General features: G+C 42.9%; 22 protein-coding genes and 1 other annotated feature. Of the genes, 19 read left to right on the top strand and 3 right to left on the bottom strand.

The features are described 5' to 3' along the window. Position 1 precedes the first annotated feature (1 nt). The 17 genes from mutM to ACJ9PY_RS19150 all read left to right on the top strand — a co-directional run bounded on the left by mutM (position 2) and on the right by ACJ9PY_RS19150 (position 13,825). Entirely contained in the window at positions 2 to 832 is an 831-nt protein-coding gene (gene mutM / locus ACJ9PY_RS19230; protein WP_063575505.1) for a DNA-formamidopyrimidine glycosylase, read from the top strand. Between the two features lie 79 nt (positions 833 to 911). Continuing rightward, positions 912 to 1,544 carry a sporulation membrane protein YtaF gene (gene ytaF / locus ACJ9PY_RS19225; protein ID WP_034309090.1) on the top strand — a complete coding sequence of 211 codons (633 nt, stop codon included), beginning with the start codon at positions 912 to 914 and terminating at the stop codon, positions 1,542 to 1,544. Positions 1,545 to 1,565: 21 nt separating this feature from the next. After that, positions 1,566 to 2,165, top strand: a complete 600-nt coding sequence (gene coaE, locus ACJ9PY_RS19220) for a dephospho-CoA kinase (RefSeq protein WP_063575506.1) — start codon at positions 1,566 to 1,568, stop codon at positions 2,163 to 2,165. 157 nt (positions 2,166 to 2,322) lie between these two features. Beyond that, positions 2,323 to 3,360 carry a glyceraldehyde-3-phosphate dehydrogenase gene (locus ACJ9PY_RS19215; protein ID WP_057276696.1) on the top strand — a complete coding sequence of 346 codons (1,038 nt, stop codon included), beginning with the start codon at positions 2,323 to 2,325 and terminating at the stop codon, positions 3,358 to 3,360. Between the two features lie 354 nt (positions 3,361 to 3,714). Continuing rightward, complete coding sequence (gene speD, locus ACJ9PY_RS19210; RefSeq protein WP_034311443.1) at positions 3,715 to 4,095, top strand: adenosylmethionine decarboxylase; 381 nt, start codon at positions 3,715 to 3,717, stop codon at positions 4,093 to 4,095. A 269-nt stretch (positions 4,096 to 4,364) separates the two neighbouring features. After that, positions 4,365 to 4,826, top strand: coding sequence for a transcriptional regulator NrdR (gene nrdR / locus ACJ9PY_RS19205; RefSeq protein WP_034309080.1), 462 nt, complete (start codon positions 4,365 to 4,367; stop codon positions 4,824 to 4,826). A 64-nt stretch (positions 4,827 to 4,890) separates the two neighbouring features. Next, positions 4,891 to 6,303, top strand: a complete 1,413-nt coding sequence (locus ACJ9PY_RS19200) for a replication initiation and membrane attachment family protein (RefSeq protein ID WP_222619926.1) — start codon at positions 4,891 to 4,893, stop codon at positions 6,301 to 6,303. Then, positions 6,290 to 7,228 (top strand): primosomal protein DnaI, encoded by a 939-nt coding sequence (gene dnaI / locus ACJ9PY_RS19195; RefSeq protein ID WP_063575508.1) that lies wholly within the window; start codon positions 6,290 to 6,292, stop codon positions 7,226 to 7,228. Before ACJ9PY_RS19200 ends, dnaI begins: the two co-directional genes overlap by 14 nt. A gap of 121 nt (positions 7,229 to 7,349) precedes the next feature. Beyond that, positions 7,350 to 8,210, top strand: coding sequence for a sporulation protein YtxC (ytxC, locus tag ACJ9PY_RS19190; RefSeq protein ID WP_063575509.1), 861 nt, complete (start codon positions 7,350 to 7,352; stop codon positions 8,208 to 8,210). Positions 8,211 to 8,600: 390 nt separating this feature from the next. Further along, positions 8,601 to 10,532, top strand: coding sequence for a threonine--tRNA ligase (gene thrS / locus ACJ9PY_RS19185; RefSeq protein WP_230137003.1), 1,932 nt, complete (start codon positions 8,601 to 8,603; stop codon positions 10,530 to 10,532). A gap of 106 nt (positions 10,533 to 10,638) precedes the next feature. After that, positions 10,639 to 10,809: a hypothetical protein gene (locus tag ACJ9PY_RS19180; protein ID WP_156404335.1), complete on the top strand. Its 171-nt coding sequence runs from the start codon at positions 10,639 to 10,641 to the stop codon at positions 10,807 to 10,809. 53 nt (positions 10,810 to 10,862) lie between these two features. After that, positions 10,863 to 11,357: an N-acetyltransferase family protein gene (locus tag ACJ9PY_RS19175; protein WP_411738759.1), complete on the top strand. Its 495-nt coding sequence runs from the start codon at positions 10,863 to 10,865 to the stop codon at positions 11,355 to 11,357. A gap of 127 nt (positions 11,358 to 11,484) precedes the next feature. Continuing rightward, positions 11,485 to 11,622 (top strand) — a sequence feature (ribosomal protein L20 leader region). Positions 11,623 to 11,720: 98 nt separating this feature from the next. Beyond that, on the top strand, positions 11,721 to 12,221 hold the full coding sequence (infC, locus tag ACJ9PY_RS19170; RefSeq protein WP_034309072.1) for a translation initiation factor IF-3: 501 nt from the start codon (positions 11,721 to 11,723) through the stop codon (positions 12,219 to 12,221). 34 nt (positions 12,222 to 12,255) lie between these two features. Next, on the top strand, positions 12,256 to 12,456 hold the full coding sequence (rpmI, locus tag ACJ9PY_RS19165; RefSeq protein ID WP_034309070.1) for a 50S ribosomal protein L35: 201 nt from the start codon (positions 12,256 to 12,258) through the stop codon (positions 12,454 to 12,456). A gap of 35 nt (positions 12,457 to 12,491) precedes the next feature. Then, complete coding sequence (rplT, locus tag ACJ9PY_RS19160; protein WP_034309067.1) at positions 12,492 to 12,851, top strand: 50S ribosomal protein L20; 360 nt, start codon at positions 12,492 to 12,494, stop codon at positions 12,849 to 12,851. Between the two features lie 68 nt (positions 12,852 to 12,919). Beyond that, entirely contained in the window at positions 12,920 to 13,195 is a 276-nt protein-coding gene (locus tag ACJ9PY_RS19155) for a DUF1294 domain-containing protein (protein ID WP_057276692.1), read from the top strand. 60 nt (positions 13,196 to 13,255) lie between these two features. Continuing rightward, complete coding sequence (locus ACJ9PY_RS19150; protein WP_057276691.1) at positions 13,256 to 13,825, top strand: TVP38/TMEM64 family protein; 570 nt, start codon at positions 13,256 to 13,258, stop codon at positions 13,823 to 13,825. Between the two features lie 52 nt (positions 13,826 to 13,877). On the opposite strand, the gene ACJ9PY_RS19145 is transcribed toward ACJ9PY_RS19150, so the two are convergent. Beyond that, positions 13,878 to 14,258 carry a hypothetical protein gene (locus ACJ9PY_RS19145; RefSeq protein WP_048681192.1) on the bottom strand — a complete coding sequence of 127 codons (381 nt, stop codon included), beginning with the start codon at positions 14,256 to 14,258 and terminating at the stop codon, positions 13,878 to 13,880. A 110-nt stretch (positions 14,259 to 14,368) separates the two neighbouring features. On the opposite strand from ACJ9PY_RS19145, the gene ACJ9PY_RS19140 reads away from it, so the two are divergent. Further along, positions 14,369 to 14,857 carry a dUTP diphosphatase gene (locus tag ACJ9PY_RS19140; RefSeq protein WP_063577659.1) on the top strand — a complete coding sequence of 163 codons (489 nt, stop codon included), beginning with the start codon at positions 14,369 to 14,371 and terminating at the stop codon, positions 14,855 to 14,857. 64 nt (positions 14,858 to 14,921) lie between these two features. Continuing rightward, the gene (locus ACJ9PY_RS19135) at positions 14,922 to 16,007 is read left to right on the top strand and encodes a M42 family metallopeptidase (RefSeq protein WP_063575512.1); all 1,086 of its coding nucleotides are present in this window, start codon (positions 14,922 to 14,924) and stop codon (positions 16,005 to 16,007) included. 61 nt (positions 16,008 to 16,068) lie between these two features. On the opposite strand, the gene ACJ9PY_RS19130 is transcribed toward ACJ9PY_RS19135, so the two are convergent. Together ACJ9PY_RS19130 and ACJ9PY_RS19125 are read right to left on the bottom strand one after the other, a co-directional pair. Further along, positions 16,069 to 16,773 (bottom strand): lactate utilization protein C, encoded by a 705-nt coding sequence (locus ACJ9PY_RS19130; RefSeq protein ID WP_239861497.1) that lies wholly within the window; start codon positions 16,771 to 16,773, stop codon positions 16,069 to 16,071. Beyond that, entirely contained in the window at positions 16,767 to 18,197 is a 1,431-nt protein-coding gene (locus tag ACJ9PY_RS19125; RefSeq protein WP_063575514.1) for a LutB/LldF family L-lactate oxidation iron-sulfur protein, read from the bottom strand. Before ACJ9PY_RS19125 ends, ACJ9PY_RS19130 begins: the two co-directional genes overlap by 7 nt. Positions 18,198 to 18,216: the final 19 nt, after the last annotated feature.

The following is an 18,216-nucleotide window of genomic DNA, read 5'->3' as shown; positions in this document are numbered from 1 at the left end:
AATGCCAGAACTTCCAGAAGTGGAAACAGTCAGAAGAACGTTAGAGCAGCTCGTACTCGGAAAAGAGATCAAGGAAGTGTCCGTTTTCTGGCCAAAGATCATTAAAGCGCCTGAGCCTGTCGAACAGTTTCAGGATGCCTTAAGGGGGCAGACGATTTCTGCAATAGGCCGTCGGGGCAAGTTCCTCATTTTCACCTTGGATGATTATTCGCTGGTTTCGCATTTAAGAATGGAAGGGAAATACGGCGTTCATCCAAAAGAAGAGCCGTATGATAAGCATACCCATGTGATCTTCACTTTCACTGATGGCAGTGAACTTCGGTACAGGGATGTCCGGAAATTCGGAACGATGCATCTATTTGCCAAAGGGGAAGAATTTGAACAGTTGCCCCTGTTACACTTAGGGCCTGAACCGTTATCCGAAGATTTTACTGTCGAAGGTCTTCGTGCGAAGTTGGCAAGAACCAACAGGAAAATCAAGCCCGTTCTCCTTGATCAAACCGTTGTCGTCGGGATTGGGAATATATATGTGGACGAGTCGTTATTCCGTTCCGGTATCCATCCGGAGAGAATGGCATCTTCACTCTCGTTGCAGGAAATCGAAACGTTGCATGCTGAAATCATTGCGACGTTAGGTGAAGCTGTGGAAAAAGGCGGAAGCACGATTCGTTCATACATTAATTCCCAAGGGCAAATCGGCATGTTTCAGTTGGAACTGAATGTTTATGGAAGAAAAGGCGAGAACTGCAAAACATGCGGCACGCCACTTGAAAAACTGGTTGTTGCAGGACGCGGCACACATATTTGCCCGTCATGCCAGCCGCTAAAATAGGTCATGTTTATTCAAACACATCGGATGGGCTCCTTCCATATACTAGGGTAGCAACGAGTAGGGAAGGAGTAATATTCCGATGTGGCTACAAATTATTTTTCTCGCTTTTGCAGTTAGTATTGACGGATTTGGCGTCGGTTTGACATTCGGTATGCGGAAGATGAAAATCCCCTTAAGGTCAATAGCGGTCATCTCATTTTGTTCTGCATTGAGTTTAGGTATAGCGATGGTCATCGGACAATTCATCAGTCAGCTCATATCTATCGGGGCGGCTGAAAAAACAGGCGGCATCATCCTCATTTTTCTTGGTGCCTGGATGGTATACCAGTATTTTAAGCCTGAAAAGGATTTGAAAGATGATAGATATCATGAAAAGATCATCTTTAATTTTGAAATTAAATCACTTGGGGTAGTCATTAATATTTTACAAAAACCATTGAATGCCGATTTTGATAAATCAGGTACGATAACAGGCGTTGAAGCGCTTGTTCTGGGGTTTGCACTTTCGCTGGATGCGTTCGGGGCCGGAGTTGGAGCGGCTATGATCGGGATTTCACCGATCATCCTCGCAGGGTGCATCGCTGTTATGAGTTCGATTTTCATTTGGAGCGGAATTCAAAGCGGAAAATTGCTTTCAAATAATAAAGTTGTTCAGCATTTGACCTTTCTCCCAGGTGTATTATTGATCATCATCGGTTTATTCAAGTTATGATAAGGTAAAAAGGGGGAGCTTATGGGACAAATCATCGGAATCACCGGAGGCATTGCCAGTGGGAAAAGCACCGTCAGCCTCTATTTACAGGAACTCGGATTCACGATTGTCGATGCAGATCTGGCTTCCCGTGCTGTCGTTGAGCCAGGTGAAGAAGCCTATCACCAAGTTGTGAAAGCATTTGGAGAAGATATCTTATTGACGGATGGGAATATAGATCGCGTAAAGCTTGGGTCGATCATATTTAATGATCAAGAAAAGAGATTGCTGTTGAATGGCATCGTGCATCCTGCCGTCAGGAATTGGATGCGGCTGAAAACGGAAGCGGCACTATCATCAGGAGAAGAAACGGTGTTCATGGATATTCCACTCCTATTCGAAAGCAAGCTGACATTCATGGTGGATAAGACGCTTTTGATCTATGTGGATGAGCAAGTACAATTGAAGCGATTAATGAATAGGAATGGTCTTTCGGAGGCGGAGGCACTTGCCAGGATCAATTCGCAAATGCCCTTGGCCGATAAAAAGGCCTTAGCGGATGCTGTCATCGATAATAATGGTGACATTAATGAAACGAAGCGGCAAGTGAAGGCCATACTTAGCGAATGGTATGTCATATAATCATGATAAAAAGAAGAAACCGCCCGGTTTCTTCTTTTTATGTTGAAAAAATAAAACAATCCGCATTTTTATTAGCACAATTCCTCTGAATTATGTTATACTAATTACATGTGAAAGGTAATAAGTATAACACTAATATTTCTGGAGGGTCCGAACAATGAATTCAAGAATAGCGATTAACGGATTTGGGAGAATTGGAAGAATGGTTTTCCGAAAAGCCATATTAGACGAGAGTTTGGACATTGTTGCCATAAATGCAAGCTATCCAGCTGAAACTTTAGCACACTTACTAAAATATGATACGATACATGGTAAATTCGACGGTATCATTATAGCTGAAGATGATTCACTAGTAGTGAATGGCCGCCAAGTAAAACTAATAAATAACCGCGATCCAAAGCTATTGCCTTGGAAAGAGATGAACATAGATATTGTAATTGAAGCCACTGGCAAATTCAATGATCGTTCTAAAGCGGCTCTTCATTTAGACGCAGGAGCAAAAAGAGTAATATTATCAGCCCCGGGTAAAAATGAAGACGTTACCATTGTAATGGGAGTGAATCAGGAGGTGCTGGAAATTGACAAGCATTTCGTCATATCCAATGCATCTTGTACAACGAACTGCCTTGGACCTGTTGCAAAAGTGCTTGATGAAAAATTCGGCATAAACAACGGTTTAATGACAACGATACATTCTTATACAAATGATCAAAATAATATCGATAACCCGCACAAAGACTTGAGACGTGCCCGTGCCGCTGCGGAAAGCATGATTCCTACGACTACAGGAGCAGCAAAAGCCATCTCACTAGTGTTGCCGCAATTAAAAGGCAAGCTTCATGGAATGGCGATACGCGTACCGACACCAAACGTATCTTTAGTCGATCTTGTTGTGGATTTAAACCGTGATGTCACGATTGAAGAAGTGAACCAAGCCTTCATCGATGCTTCAGAAAATGAACTCAAAGGAATCATGGAATTCACGATGGAACCTTTAGTTTCCAGTGATTTCAAAACGAATCCACACTCTGCAATCATCGATGGATTGACAACGATGATGATCGGTGACAGGAAAGTGAAGGTCCTTGCTTGGTATGATAATGAGTGGGGTTACTCCAACCGTGTAGTGGACCTTGTAAAATTGGTTGGCTCCGAGTTGAAAAAAATGTCCGAAGTCGAATTATCAGTAAAATAAAATGTAAAAACCCGAGCCTGCTAAAATTTTTTAGCAGGCTATTTTTCATGCAGTGATCCATCAAATCCCGGCTGGTATGGCACTGAATAAACAAAAGACGGAATTTACTCCACATTGGAACCTACGCTATATCCCCATTACATATAAAGTTTATCTTTCCAAAAATTCAATTTGGAGTTGCAAAAAAAATTCAAACCATATATACTATGAATCGTGAACTTCTTCAAAACGGTTTGCATGATGGCTACTTAAAGGGTTAGGACCTCTTTGGACTAACTTTCCCCCGTGGTAGTTATCAGAACTTATTTTTAAATCATGGTAAGGGGGAAGCTTAATATGGAAACAGCTTACACTATGGAAACAATGGGTAGACATGTCATTTCTGAACTTTGGGGTTGTGACTTTGAAAAACTGAACAATATCGATTTAATTGAAAAGATTTTTGTTGACGCTGCTTTGAAATCAGGTGCAGAGGTACGAGAAGTTGCCTTTCACAAATTTGCTCCACAAGGAGTCAGCGGGGTTGTCATCATTTCTGAATCACACTTAACGATTCACAGTTTTCCAGAACACGGCTATGCGAGCATTGATGTCTATACATGCGGTAACTTGGATCCGAATATTGCGGCAGATTATATTGCAGAAGCTTTGAATGCGCAAACACGTGAAAACATAGAATTACCACGTGGATTAGGTCCTGTACAAATGAAAAAAGCCAATATAAGTGCCCTATAAAAAAATGTATACACAGAGATGCCATGGGTGCATCTCTTTTTTAATGCAATGAATCGGCAGTCTGATTCACTTTATTGGAGAGGATTGCCTTGTAGCACAATGCCCTTGGCAACGGTGCTTCAACGGCAGAACAAAAAGTGCCTGCTGCCGGAAGTTACACTTTTTACTTGTACTGTCCGTTCCTTTTAATATAAGATTAAGATAGAGAAGTAATTCCTTGGGGAACATTTAGATAGGGGAGTCCTACATAAAATACGGAGCTGATAATGATGAAATGCCCATCATGTCAATATAACGGAACAAGAGTGCTCGATTCCAGGCCAGTCGATGAAAGTAAATCGATTCGACGACGCCGTGAATGTGAGGCATGTGGTTTTCGATTCACGACATTTGAAAAGGTGGAGGAAACACCGCTTATTGTAGTGAAAAAGGGCGGGACACGTGAAGAGTTCAGTCGTGATAAAATCCTGCGTGGCTTAATCAGGGCTTGCGAAAAACGTCCGGTTCCCTTGAAAGAACTAGAGCAAATTACCAGTTATGTAGAAAAAGAACTACGCAACCAGGGCATATCGGAAGTGAAAAGCGACAGTGTCGGCGAAATGGTAATGGACAAGCTGGCAGAAGTCGATGAGGTTGCCTATGTAAGGTTCGCATCCGTCTATCGACAATTTAAAGATATCAATGTCTTTATTGATGAACTGAAAGATTTAATAAATAAAGAAAGAAAGTAGAGCTGAAGATTCACTTTGGCTCTTTTTTCACTACATCTTTTGAAAGGTTTGAATGGAGATGTCAATGCATTGGCAAGAATTGCTCCCAGCTGATTCATATTTGGTCTCATCTGCGGGGCTGCTTCATGATTATGATCGGAAAATACTTACCCGACTATATCAACCTCTTATTGGACCTATCTGCATTAGCCTATATATGACGTTATGGAGTGAGTTGGAGGAAAACAGGCTATGGTCGGAAACCTCCTCGCATTATCAATTAATGAATACCATCGGCCTTAAGTTAGGTGATATTTACGAAGCACGCCTTTTACTTGAAGGAATCGGCCTGTTGAATGTATATAAGAAATCGAAAAATGAAACGAAGGAATTCATTTATGAGTTAAACCCGCCGCTTTCACCCCAGCAGTTTTTCACGGATGGAATGCTGAATATTTACTTATACAAAAAAATCGGTAAAGCTCAATTCAACCGGTTAAAGAGGTTCTTTTGTGATGACCATATCTTAACCGATCAATATGAAGGTGTGACTAAATCTTTTGCGGAAGTATTTTCATCAGACCATCTGGACTCTTTATATGTAACGGATGAAGCGAAAAACGAATGGAAACCGGTGCCTGAACAGCAATACATCGATCGGGCGGAAGGCGTTGAGCCATCGGGGTTTGATGACTTATTCGATTTTGACCTTTTATTTGCCGGGATGAAATCCTCGATCGTGCCGAAAAAGGCTTTTACTCCTAAAATAAAAAGTACGATTGCCAAACTCGCTTTTTTATATGGCATTGATCCGCTGGAAATGCAAAAACTAGTAATGGATGCCGTTTCATTGGATGATGAGATTGATGAGGAATTGCTTAGAAAGGCGGCAAGGGACTGGTACCAGATCGAACGGCAGGCCGATATGCCTTCCCTTGTCAATCGGGTGCAGCCAATTCGTGAACGGACACAAAAAGAAGAACCGAAAACAAAGGAACAAGAGTTAATCCGTCATTTGGAGACGATTTCCCCGAGGGAGCGGCTGATGCAATTGTCTGGCGGTGCAGAGCCGTCAAGCGGTGATTTGAAAGTGGTTGAGGGCGTGATGATCAACCAAAAGCTGAATCCGGGTGTCGTCAATGTCTTGATTGAATATGTCATGCTCAAAACGGATATGAAGTTCACGAAGGGTTATGTGGAAAAGCTGGCAGGCCATTGGGCAAGGCTAAAGGTCTCAACAGTCGTCGAGGCGATGGAACTGGCCAAAAATGAACATAGGAAATATCAGGACTGGGCTCAAGGAAGCAGGAATGCTGCGAAGGGCAGCCGGAAAAAGGCGATACGGGAAGAAGTGGTTCCTGAGTGGCTTGAGAAAAAAGAAGAAGCACAGCAGGAGCAGAATGAGGATCAGCCTGAATTGGATGCCCAAAAACGCGAACTTCTGGAGAAATGGAAGCTGTGGAAAGCGGGAGGTGAAATGAACGATGGAAAAGATTAATAGGTCCCTTAATAAATTGGCCAATACAAATCAATTTCAACAGCGTTATGAAAAGCTGAAACAGGAGATTTTTGAAAACGAACAAGTGCGGTTATTCATGAATGCCAACAGCTCGACGGTCACGAAGGAAATGATTGATAAAAACTTGGGGAAGCTTTATGAGTTCACTTCACAGAGCAATAAGTGTGATAAATGTCCGAGCTTGGATGGCTGCATCAATATGATGCAAGGGTATTATCCTAAATTGGTGGTGCAAGGAAAAGCCCTGAACCTGCATTATGAAGTCTGCCCGAGGAAATTGGCAGAGGATGAAAAGCGGAAACGGGAAAAGCTGATCCGCAGCCTGTATGTACCGAAGGATATTTTAAAGGCCAGCATTGAAGATTTTACCCAAACGGATAATGAAAACAAACGCTTGTCTGTCCTAAGTAAAGCGATGTCGTTCATTATGGAATATGAGCCGGGTAAAAGGCAAAAAGGCTTGTATATATATGGGAAATTCGGTGTTGGGAAAACGTACTTATTAGGTGCTATCGCCAATGAACTTGCAAAAAGGCAAATTTCCTCCCTTATAGTCTATGTACCTGACTATTTGAGGGAACTTAAGGGATCGATAGGTGATAATACGGTCAATGAAAAAATTGAAATGGTGAAAACGGCACCTATCCTCATGCTTGATGATATTGGAGCGGAATCCATGACGAGCTGGGGACGCGATGAGGTTTTTGGTCCGATTTTGCAATTTAGGATGCTGGAAAACCTGCCGACATTTTTCACTTCGAATTTTGATATGAATGGCCTGGAGAACCACCTGACCTTTTCACAGCGCGGTGAGAAAGAAGAAGTGAAGGCGGCCCGGGTACTGGAAAGAATTCAATATTTAGCCGAGCCGGTCAAGCTTGATGGCGTGAATCGGAGAAGATGAAGAAAAGTGGTCTCTTAATGGAGGTCACTTTTTTCTTCTTACAAGGCCCATCCTACTTCTAAACACGTCCCCATCCCCATATACATGAAAAAAGAAGCAAGGGGGAAGGGGGGATGTCGTAGTGCAAATTTTGTTTCAAAACGATTCAGAGGCAATGAAATTACTGAATTTCGTTTCTGTCCATCCACTGGGGGCAGAATTTCAAGCATATATTCGATTTATTCCGCAACAAGGCATGCACGTGGATATAACGGAATCTTCAGGTGATGAATGGCTAATTCTGCTTCGTGATGCATTCCATTCTTTTTTATTGGAAGAAAAGACGCTTCCTGTTCTGGAGCAAATTATAGTCGGTAAATTTTTTTATAGGGAACGGGAAGAAATTGAAGCCATCATTGAAATTGCATCATCCATCATCGAGGCGGAAAGAGCCAGGAATCAAGATGGAGCATTCAGTACAGAGAAACGATTGATTGAGGAAGGACTTCAAAGCATCTTGGCTGGAAAGGTATCTTTTTCATTCGATTCTTTTACGACCTTCCGTTTAAAATCGTTTCAGCACACTTTGGAAAAGTATGTCGTCAAGGCGATTGATGAATATAAGCTGGAACAGGACTATCAAAATTTCATTGCTACGCTCCGTGATTGCCTTCAAGGGCAGGAGACGAAATTAAGAAAGCTTCACCTTGTCAACCGGGACGGTTTTCACTTCTATGATCAGAAATTCAGCAAACTCGACCGTCCAAAAATCAATAGTATGATTGACAGGAGGCTTCTTGCCAAAAGCTCACTTTTTCTCGATACGGTGATACTTGCCCCGCTTTTATCGATTGCTCCTGAAAACTTGTGCATCTATACCGATGACAAGGAAGAGGGGCTCATCCAGACCATTTCAAGGATTTTCGAAGAACGGGCGACTATCTTGCCACTTTCATCATTTTCTATGCAGTTGAATGAACTTTCGTGGAAAAAAGAAAATTAACCTTGATTTTCAACGTATAACAAATTATAATTTCCTACATACTATTAAAAAACTAAAAGTTATGATGAGGACAAGGGTATTCTAGTCGCCGATTATCAGAGAGGGAAGCCAACAGGCTGTAAGCTTCCTATTCGCATGGAACACTTACCACCTTTAAACTTCGGCTCGGAAAGCAGGCATTCTGCGAATATGAGCTGACGGGAAGCTGCCGTTACCAAGTTACAAGTGCCATTTTGCCGTGAAAAGCAAGCTGGAACGAGGGTGGAACCGCGGGTTAATGATATTTATTACTAAGCTCGTCCCTGTTTTATACAGGGGCGGGCTTTTTTGTGTTGTAATGGAATCAAAAACCTGTAATTTGTTCGAACAAATAAGAAGGAGTGAAACTGAATGTCAGAACTACTGAAAATATCTTTTCCTGACGGAGCGGTCAAGGAGTTTGCTAAAGGCACAACAACTGAAGACATCGCTGCATCCATCAGTCCTGGTTTAAGGAAAAAATCCATTGCCGGAAAATTCAATGGTGAATTATATGATTTAAAACGTCCGATTGAACAAGATGGTACAATCGAAATCGTCACACAGGACGCAGCGGATGCTCTTGAAGTATTGCGTCACAGTACAGCGCACTTGATGGCACAAGCGATCAAACGTTTGTTCAAAAACGCTAAATTCGGCGTAGGGCCAGTCATTGAAGGCGGCTTTTACTATGATATGGATCTAGAGGAATCATTGACTCCCGAAGACCTTCCATTGATTGAAAAAGAAATGAAGAAAATCGTCAACGAAAACTTGGCAATCTCCCGCATCGAAGTGAGTCGTGATGAAGCGATTTCCCGTTTTAAAGAAATCGGCGACGAGTATAAATTGGAGTTGATCGATGCGATTCCTGCCGATCAGCAGGTAACACTTTATGAGCAAGGGGAATTCTTTGACCTTTGTCGTGGAATTCATGTTCCATCAACTGGGAAAATCAAAGAATTCAAGCTATTGAGCATCGCTGGAGCATACTGGAGAGGCGATAGCAAAAACAAAATGCTTCAACGCATTTACGGTACGGCTTTCTATAAAAAAGAAGATTTGGCCGAACACCTGCGTCTCCTTGAAGAAGCCAAGGAACGTGACCATCGTAAAATCGGCAAAGAATTGAACTTGTTCATGAGCTCACAGAAAGTGGGGCAAGGGCTGCCGATGTGGTTGCCAAAAGGCGCGACAATTCGCCGTACAATCGAAAGATATATCGTGGATAAGGAAGAACGTTTAGGCTATGACCATGTCTACACACCTGTAATGGGAAGCGTGGACCTTTATAAAACATCCGGACACTGGGATCATTACCAGGACGGCATGTTCCCGGTCATGGAGATGGAAAACGAACAGCTTGTCCTGCGTCCGATGAACTGTCCGCATCACATGATGGTCTATAAAAACAGCATCCACAGCTACCGCGAACTGCCAATCCGGATTGCCGAGCTAGGCTTGATGCACCGCTATGAAATGTCAGGTGCCCTTTCAGGCCTTCAGCGTGTACGTGGGATGACATTGAATGATGCGCACATTTTCGTTCGCCCCGACCAAATCAAAGAAGAGTTCAAGCGTGTTGTGAACCTTGTTCTGGAAGTTTATAAAGATTTCGATATCAAGGATTATTCATTCCGTCTGTCTTATCGCGATCCTCAGGATACAGAAAAATACTTCGATGATGATGACATGTGGGAAAAAGCGCAAAGCATGTTAAAAGGCGCCATGGATGAGCTTGGTCTTGATTACTTTGAAGCGGAAGGTGAAGCGGCATTCTACGGTCCTAAGCTTGATGTTCAGGTGCGTACTGCCTTAGGGAAAGATGAAACGCTTTCCACTGTTCAGCTTGATTTCTTGCTTCCTGAACGATTTGACCTTAATTACGTCGGTGAGGACGGCAAGCAGCACCGTCCGGTTGTTATCCACCGCGGCGTCGTTTCCACAATGGAACGTTTTGTCGCTTACTTGATTGAAGAATACAAGGGGGCATTCCCTACTTGGCTTGCACCTATCCAAGCACAGGTGATCCCGGTTTCACCTGAAGTGCACTTGGATTATGCGAAAGAAGTACAGGAAAAACTTAAAGCGCAAGGCATTCGTGTCGACCTGGATACACGTGACGAGAAAATCGGTTACAAAATCCGTGAAGCGCAAATGCAAAAAATCCCGTATATGCTGGTCGTTGGAGACAATGAAGCCAAAGAAGGCAGCGTGAATGTACGTAAATACGGTGAACAAAAATCCGAAACGATCGCATTTGAAGATTTCGTTTCAGCGATTAAGGCGGAAGTGAGCCGTTAATAGCAAAAAGAGGGGCACATATAGTTGTGTCCCTCTTTTTAATCATGGCATGATAAAATGAAACCATCATGTGAAAATATGTACAGCAATGAAAAGGAGGGGCAGCATGAAAAAGAAATTTACTTATCTATTCGGACCGACATTCCTTGTCATCATCATCTTATTGTTATTGGATGATTATCGACAATATGCCATCGTCCCGGTCCTGCTTTTTTGGATAGTCCTATTTTCTTGGGACACCATTGAGAAAAAGAAAAAGGCGAAAGAAGACTCTTAACATGTGATGGCTTCGGCCAGTATGGACTGTAACTAAAGGGGGAATGGGGATAAATGGAGATTAGAAGGGCTTCAAGGAAAGACGCGGGTAACTTGGCTGCTCTGTTCAATCATGTAGAAGATTCCGGGTATATGCTGTTTAACCCTGGGGAAAGAAAAGCTACGGCGAAACAAATGGAAAAGCAATTGGAGCAAATCGAAAAAAATCCCCCTTCCATTGTCCTCGTTTCCGCTAGCGGCAATGAGTTGACTGGTTACCTAATCTTATTGGGCAATCAAATGGGCCGAACGAGCCATTCCGCCAAAATCGTCATCGGCATCCATGAACAGGTTAGAGGAAAAGGTATCGGTACGAAGCTATTTCAGAAAATGGAGGAGCATGCATGGACAAACGAAATACGGCGCCTGGAATTGTCCGTTATTGCAAACAACGCCCCTGCGCTTTCCTTGTATCATAAGATGGGGTTCGAAAAGGAAGGAATAAAACGGGAATCACTGTTTTTTGATGGAAAGTATCATGATGAATATTTTTTGTCCAAATTACTTTAAAAAACGTATTGTCAAATAACTGAATGTCTGATAATATTAATTTTGTTGTGAAAAACGAATAAAATTTAGCATTTGACAAGTCATCAGTGTTTATGATATATTTCTAAAGTGAATTGAATACGTGTTTGATGAAAAGAAGAAGCACCCGCTTCTCACCTGGTTGACGCAAACAATGCAGTTAACAGGTCATGATTTGATTATTTGGATCTTTCTGAATGAGTCTATCAAGTGTGGGTGCAACATGCATCCACACTTTTTTATTATGATTATATCCTGTAAGCGAGTTGTGAGCGTGACCGAATTTATTCAAATATTCGTATTCGCCAATATCTTTGGAGGTGGCTAACTATTAGTAAAGACGCGATGGTAAACGAGGGCATCCGAGCCCGTGAAGTTCGTCTTATTGACCAAAACGGAGAACAACTTGGAATTAAAACGAAATTCGAAGCATTGGAAATTGCCGCTCGTGTAAATCTTGATCTAGTTTTAGTTGCTGCAAATGCAAAGCCTCCGGTAGCCCGGATCATGGACTACGGAAAACACCGCTTCGAGCAGCAAAAGAAAGACAAGGAAGCACGTAAAAATCAAAAAGTCATCAGTCTGAAAGAGGTTCGTTTGAGCCCGACGATTGAAGAGCATGATTTCAATACGAAGCTTCGCAACGGTATTAAATTCCTTGAAAAAGGCGATAAAGTAAAAGCTTCTATCCGATTCAAAGGACGTGCCATTACGCATAAGGAAATTGGTCAACGTGTACTCGTTCGTTTTTCTGAAGCATGTAAAGAAGTGGCTACAATCGAGCAACACCCAAAAATGGACGGGCGCAGCATGTTCATTATCTTAGCACCGAAAAACGAAAAGTAATTGTAAAGTAATTTGTAATGAGGAGGAATACCTTATGCCTAAAATGAAAACTCACCGCGGATCTGCTAAACGTTTCAAAAAGACTGGATCCGGCAAACTTAAGCGTTCTAACGCTTACACAAGCCATTTATTTGCTAACAAATCTACTAAGCAAAAGCGTAAGCTTCGCAAAGCTAGCCTTGTAAGCAAAGGTGACTTCAAACGTATTCGTCATATGCTAGACAACATTAAATAAGTTCGATTTATCGAGTTAAATAGGAGGGAAATAACATGCCACGTGTAAAAGGCGGTACTGTTACTCGCAAACGTCGTAAAAAGGTAATAAAATTAGCTAAAGGTTACTATGGCGCGAAACATATTCTTTTCAAAGTAGCTAACCAACAAGTAATGAAGTCAGGAAACTATGCTTTCCGTGACCGTCGTCAAAAGAAACGTGATTTCCGCAAACTTTGGATCACTCGTATCAACGCTGCAGCACGCATCAACGGTCTTTCTTACAGCCGTTTAATGCATGGCCTAAAGCTTGCTGGTATCGAAGTGAACCGCAAAATGCTTGCTGATCTTGCTGTTGCTGACGAACAAGCTTTTGCTCAATTAGCAACTGCTGCTAAACAACAATTAGACAAATAAGTCTGACTGATACCGCCACTCTCTTTTCAAGAGGGTGGCTTTTTACATATTTAAAGGAGGGAATGGGAATGCAAGGAGTATGGTTCATTGCTGCTTATATGATCATCACGAACATCATCGGTTTTGCCTTAATGGGAATCGACAAAAGGAAAGCGCGTAATGGGGAGTACCGGATCAGCGAAAAGACACTTTGGTTTTGGGCTGTCATAGGAGGAGGGACTGGGTCCTTTTTGGGGATGAAGCAATTCCGCCATAAGACGAAGCATGCCGCTTTTAAGTGGGGTCTGCCTATATTGATGATTCTGCAGATAGGCTTATTGATTAAGGTATTCATTCAATTGTAATAAGTAGCCCGTATAGTGTATATGCTTGTAGAAGCAGCAAAGAGTAGCTGGAGGGAGAGCATGAATGATAAACTGACACTTGTGATGAGCTACGTTCAATCTGGAAGCGTGTTTGCACCGTTGATTTTTATCACTTTTCATTTATTAAGGCAATTTTTATTCATTCCCGTCATTGTGGTTTGCATGTCTGGAGGAGTATTATTCGGGGCAGCTTTTGGAACCATCTATTCGGTAATCGGTTTGACGCTTTCCAGCATGGCCTTTTATTTCGTGATAGGCAAATTTCCGAAAACAAAGGAAAGGCTGCTGCGGCTTAAGAATAAGCTGTTTGGTAACCGAAAACTGAACAGCCGGCAAATTGCAGTACTCAGGCTAATACCATTCATACACTTTTATTTATTGTCGCTTTGTTTATTGGAATCCAATAAAGGGCTGAAAAATTATTTTTACCTATCCTTCATGACCAATCTTCCTGTAGCATTCGTATACACTGTTTTTGGCCACTATATTGCAGATTTCAGTCCCACGCTGATCGTCATCATTTTATTATCCTTAACCTTATTGATCTATTTATTGAGAGAGAAGCAGACGGTCGTCCCCTGGAAGGAATTTTTTCGTTCAGATGATTAATATAGAGCCTTGAGTCCATTTTCCTCAAGGCTCTTCATTATGCGTGATTTTTTCAATTTTGTAAGAACTCCTTGACCGGGCTCTTCCAATCAATAACGGCATCCGGGTATTGTTTTTTTATGGCTGCCTCGATTTTCAAGAAATCATTTCGCTTCAAGCCTTTCAGTCCTGCCACTTTTTTAGGCCAAATGAAGATGGAGATGACCTCGAAGGAGCGTTCTGTCGTCCCTAAATACTTTTCCCCTTCAAACATCACCCCGTTGTACGTCAATAAAAAATTCTTTCGTATATTGGCTGTATCGTCGAGCAGAAAGAATTTTTTCTGTTCATGTGCCAGCTCTAATTTTCTTTTCGGATTAAATAGGTATTTAATGACTGTATAGATTAAGAAAATGATGAGAGCCAAAAGAATGAACCGCATGATCAATACCATGGAGATACCTCCTTAAACAGAGTGATTCCCTTTCATTTACGTATGGGTTTTTAATAAGTTTCATTTATTTGATATAATTTAGGGGAAGACGAAGGAAAGAAGTGATGAAAATGAACATAAGTAAATTAATGGAAATGCAGGCGGCTTTGGATGAGCATATACAATCCAAGCATGATTTGGGTGCGGAAGACTTGGTGGAACGGAAGATACTTGCTCTTTTAGTGGAGCTTGGAGAGCTTGCCAATGAAACAAGATGTTTTAAATTCTGGAGTCTTAAAGGACCCTCTGATAAAGAAACGATTTTGGCTGAATATGTGGATGGCATTCATTTCATTTTGTCACTCGGGATCGAACGGGGTTTTGTACCGGAAGTTCCATCTGCCCTAAAGATGCATCAGGAAGATTTGACAGTTCAATTTACTGCCATTTACGGCTACATCAGTGAATTTCGCACACAGTTGACAGATTCATCTTACCAAAAGGTTTTTACTGCGTATTTACATTTAGGGGAGTTGCTCGGATTTTCGGCAGCGGATGTGGAAAAAGCATATGTAAGCAAAAATGAAGTCAATTACGAAAGGCAAAAGCAAGGCTACTGATTGTTTATGAAATCGTTTGTCTGTATAATTATTCTTGTAATGTAAGTTATAAGGAGGTAAGGGAATGACTCAATTGGATGAAACGTTAAAGATGCTTGCTGACTTAACGGATGCTAAAGGCATTGCAGGAAATGAAAGTGAAGTAAGAAAAGTGATGACCGAATACATAACACCATTTGCGGATGAAATATCGACAGATGGGCTGGGAAGTTTGATCGCCAAGAAAACGGGAGATGAAAACGGACCGAAAATCGTCGTTACCGGGCATATGGACGAAGTCGGTTTCATGATCACCCAAATTGATGATAAGGGATTTTTGCGTTTTCAGCCGGTAGGGGGCTGGTGGTCACAGGTAATGCTGGCCCAGCGCGTGACGATCGTTACGGGTAAAGGTGATATAACGGGCATTATCGGTTCCAAGCCGCCACATATCCTGTCAGCGGAAGCGCGGAAGAAGCCGATTGATATTAAGGATATGTTCATTGATATTGGTGCATCCAGCAAAGAAGAGGTTAAGGAATGGGGCGTCAAGCCGGGGGATATGGTTGTGCCATATTTTGAATTCACGGTTATGAATAATGAAAAGATGCTGCTCGCCAAAGCCTGGGACAATCGAATTGGCTGTGCAATCGCCATTGATGTGCTTAAACAGCTGAAAGACAGCGACCATCCTAACGTAGTTTATGGAATTGGCGCAGTGCAAGAAGAGGTCGGCCTGCGTGGCTCCAAAACATCCACATTCAAAATTCAGCCGGATATCGGTTTTGCCGTCGATGTCGGCATTGCTGGTGATACACCGGGGGTTTCCGAAAAAGAAGCGATGAGCAAGATGGGGGAAGGCCCGCAAATCGTCATCTATGATTCATCGATGGTGGCACATAAGGGATTACGCGATTTCGTCACCGACACGGCTGATGAAATGAATATTCCTTATCAATATGAATCGATTCCTGGCGGCGGGACGGATGCCGGCTCCATCCATTTAACGGCAAATGGTGTTCCCGCCCTGGCGATCACGATTGCCACACGCTACATTCATTCACACGCAGCAATGCTTCACAGGGATGATTATGAGAATGCAGTTAAGCTCATTGTCGAAGTGATTAAACGCCTCGATCGCGAAGCGGTTGATCGGATCATTTACGAGTAATATGGTAAGTTAAAAATGGAGAGGCCTAATATAGGTCCTCTCCATTTTCTTTTTCTTATTTCTACTTGTCTTCGACAATTATATAGACGGCTTTGATGGGTCCATGGACGCCGACGACAAGGTCCATTTCAATATCAGCCGAATTGCTCGGCCCTGTTATGAAATTGATGCAGGAAGGAACGACTTCGCCCCGGGTAACTTTTGAACGGATGGCCGCAGCAGCCTGGGTCATTCGCGGAACGATGGTGCTTTTTGGAATGATGGAAACATGGCAGGAAGGAAGGAAGCTGATGGAACGGCCGTGATCCTTGTCGCTGAACAAGACGACGGTCGCTGATTCTGCTAGTGTCATCTCACTGAATGTGATTCCGATGTTTGCACTTTCTGCTTTTTCGATATTCTCATTCCCGGCTTGGTGATCCCATATATGGACATCATTTTCCTTTAAGATGCCCTCTAACCCATACTCGGTAAATCGATCGTCCTTAGGGATGATTACGGGTCCGTTTCCAAGTTCCTCGATCACCTTTGTTAAGCAATTCACCACTTGCTTGGAGTCGGTAAGGTGAAATTGAGTATGCACCCGTTTACATTGCTCCTTCAATTCCGCGACAAGATCATTTTGTGTCGCATGTTTCAAAACTTCTTTTTGGGGGGCGTGCTTCCATTCCGGAACGGAGATGCCTTCCGTAATAGGAGCCCTTCCCAGGTTTTTGGCTATATTGTTTAAAAATGCCCCTTCATTATGGATGGTTCCATTCATGATGGTTTCCCTCCTTTTTCCCGATTTTTGAACCAGTCCCGAAAGCTCTCTTTCCCTGGAGCAGGGAACTCGCGGCTTTCTGTCCAAGTTTTGAGCGGTCCCGGGCCTTTCGAGATGATATCCCCCGTTTTAAAAGGTGACATCGCTGATGGGGCCATTTTGGAGCCGAATTTATAAAGCAAAGGCGATGCCGCACCAATCCCAAAGGCCTTCATGGCCATCTTTTCTGAAAACGGCGCCATTTTTTCCTTTTCAACGATGACTTCACGATGCTTCCTCAGTAAATCATGGAGAGGAATCTTTACCGGACAGGCATCTGTACAGGCTGCACAAAGAGTGGAGGCATACGGCAGTTCCTTGAAATCATCATATCCTCCGAGTAAGGGTGAAAGCACAGCGCCGATTGGTCCGGGGTAAATTGAACCATATGAATGACCGCCAACCTGGCGATAGACCGGGCAGACATTTATACAGGCAGCACAGCGAATGCATTGAAGAACGGATTGAAACTCAGTTCCTAAGATGGAGGAGCGTCCATTATCCACGATCACAAGGTGAAACTCCTCGGGTCCGTCTACATCACCTTCATCACGCGGACCGGTAAGTGCGGTGATGTAACTGGTCAATCTTTGGCCGACAGCGCTTCTTGTCAATAAGCTGACAAGGACTTCGAATTCATCGAATGTAGGTACAAGCCGTTCCATTCCCATCACGGTGATTTGCGTTTTTGGGAGGGCAGTGACCAAATCGGCATTTCCTTCATTCGTCACCAATCCGATCGAGCCTGTTTCCGCAATCGCAAAATTACAGCCGGTAATGCCTACATCGGCGCTTAGGAAATCTTTCCGCAGAATGCCCCGCACATGGGCGGTAAGCTCTTCCGGTTTTTCGGTTTGCGTATAGGCAAGCTTTTCTTTAAAAACATCCCTGATCTGTTCTTTATTTTTATGGAGCGCAGGTGCGACGATATGGGAAGGGGGATCATGATCATCCACTTGTAAAATGTATTCTCCAAGGTCCGTTTCAACGACATCGAGGCCAACTGCCTCAAGAGTTGCATTCAAATTGATCTCTTCCGTAACCATCGATTTGGATTTAACGACCTTTTTGGCATTCTTTTTTACAATGACATCCTTAATGTAGCCGCTTGCTTGTTCAGCGGTTTCAGCGAAGAAGACATGACCGCCCCTTTTCGAAACGTTTTCGGCAAGCTGGTGCAAATAGAAATCAAGGTTACTGAGCACATGCTGCCGAATTTCTTCCCCAAGGGAACGCCAATCCTCCCAGCTTCCCAATTCATCAACGGCAGTCAGCCGCCGTCCGTGTAATCGTTCTTGGGCACTGGATACGGCCAATCGCATAAAGTCATTATGTATTCCTTCATCCACCCGGTCTTTAAATTTGGCAGAGCTGGTTTTCATAGCCATAAGTTTTTCCCTCCTCGCT

It is taken from the genome of Peribacillus sp. S4 (genome assembly GCF_046715815.1).
In the GTDB taxonomy this organism is placed as follows: Bacteria; Bacillota; Bacilli; order Bacillales; family DSM-1321; genus Peribacillus; species Peribacillus frigoritolerans.
This window is presented reverse-complemented; position numbering and strand designations above follow the sequence as displayed.

Excerpts from the sequence above, each read along its gene's own strand:
- thrS (WP_230137003.1), top strand. The coding sequence starts at position 8,601 with ATGTCAGAACTACTGAAAATATCTTTTCCTGACGGAGCGGTCAAGGAG.
- ACJ9PY_RS19155 (WP_057276692.1), top strand. The coding sequence starts at position 12,920 with ATGCAAGGAGTATGGTTCATTGCTGCTTATATGATCATCACGAACATC.
- ACJ9PY_RS19175 (WP_411738759.1), top strand. The coding sequence starts at position 10,863 with ATGGAGATTAGAAGGGCTTCAAGGAAAGACGCGGGTAACTTGGCTGCT.
- rplT (WP_034309067.1), top strand. The coding sequence starts at position 12,492 with ATGCCACGTGTAAAAGGCGGTACTGTTACTCGCAAACGTCGTAAAAAG.
- coaE (WP_063575506.1), top strand. The coding sequence starts at position 1,566 with ATGGGACAAATCATCGGAATCACCGGAGGCATTGCCAGTGGGAAAAGC.
- infC (WP_034309072.1), top strand. The coding sequence starts at position 11,721 with ATGGTAAACGAGGGCATCCGAGCCCGTGAAGTTCGTCTTATTGACCAA.
- ACJ9PY_RS19140 (WP_063577659.1), top strand. The coding sequence starts at position 14,369 with ATGAACATAAGTAAATTAATGGAAATGCAGGCGGCTTTGGATGAGCAT.
- ACJ9PY_RS19180 (WP_156404335.1), top strand. The coding sequence starts at position 10,639 with ATGAAAAAGAAATTTACTTATCTATTCGGACCGACATTCCTTGTCATC.
- ACJ9PY_RS19125 (WP_063575514.1), bottom strand. The coding sequence starts at position 18,197 with ATGGCTATGAAAACCAGCTCTGCCAAATTTAAAGACCGGGTGGATGAA.
- ACJ9PY_RS19215 (WP_057276696.1), top strand. The coding sequence starts at position 2,323 with ATGAATTCAAGAATAGCGATTAACGGATTTGGGAGAATTGGAAGAATG.
- rpmI (WP_034309070.1), top strand. The coding sequence starts at position 12,256 with ATGCCTAAAATGAAAACTCACCGCGGATCTGCTAAACGTTTCAAAAAG.
- ACJ9PY_RS19145 (WP_048681192.1), bottom strand. The coding sequence starts at position 14,258 with ATGGTATTGATCATGCGGTTCATTCTTTTGGCTCTCATCATTTTCTTA.
- mutM (WP_063575505.1), top strand. The coding sequence starts at position 2 with ATGCCAGAACTTCCAGAAGTGGAAACAGTCAGAAGAACGTTAGAGCAG.
- ytaF (WP_034309090.1), top strand. The coding sequence starts at position 912 with ATGTGGCTACAAATTATTTTTCTCGCTTTTGCAGTTAGTATTGACGGA.
- nrdR (WP_034309080.1), top strand. The coding sequence starts at position 4,365 with ATGAAATGCCCATCATGTCAATATAACGGAACAAGAGTGCTCGATTCC.
- speD (WP_034311443.1), top strand. The coding sequence starts at position 3,715 with ATGGAAACAATGGGTAGACATGTCATTTCTGAACTTTGGGGTTGTGAC.
- ACJ9PY_RS19135 (WP_063575512.1), top strand. The coding sequence starts at position 14,922 with ATGACTCAATTGGATGAAACGTTAAAGATGCTTGCTGACTTAACGGAT.
- ACJ9PY_RS19200 (WP_222619926.1), top strand. The coding sequence starts at position 4,891 with ATGCATTGGCAAGAATTGCTCCCAGCTGATTCATATTTGGTCTCATCT.
- dnaI (WP_063575508.1), top strand. The coding sequence starts at position 6,290 with ATGGAAAAGATTAATAGGTCCCTTAATAAATTGGCCAATACAAATCAA.
- ACJ9PY_RS19150 (WP_057276691.1), top strand. The coding sequence starts at position 13,256 with ATGAATGATAAACTGACACTTGTGATGAGCTACGTTCAATCTGGAAGC.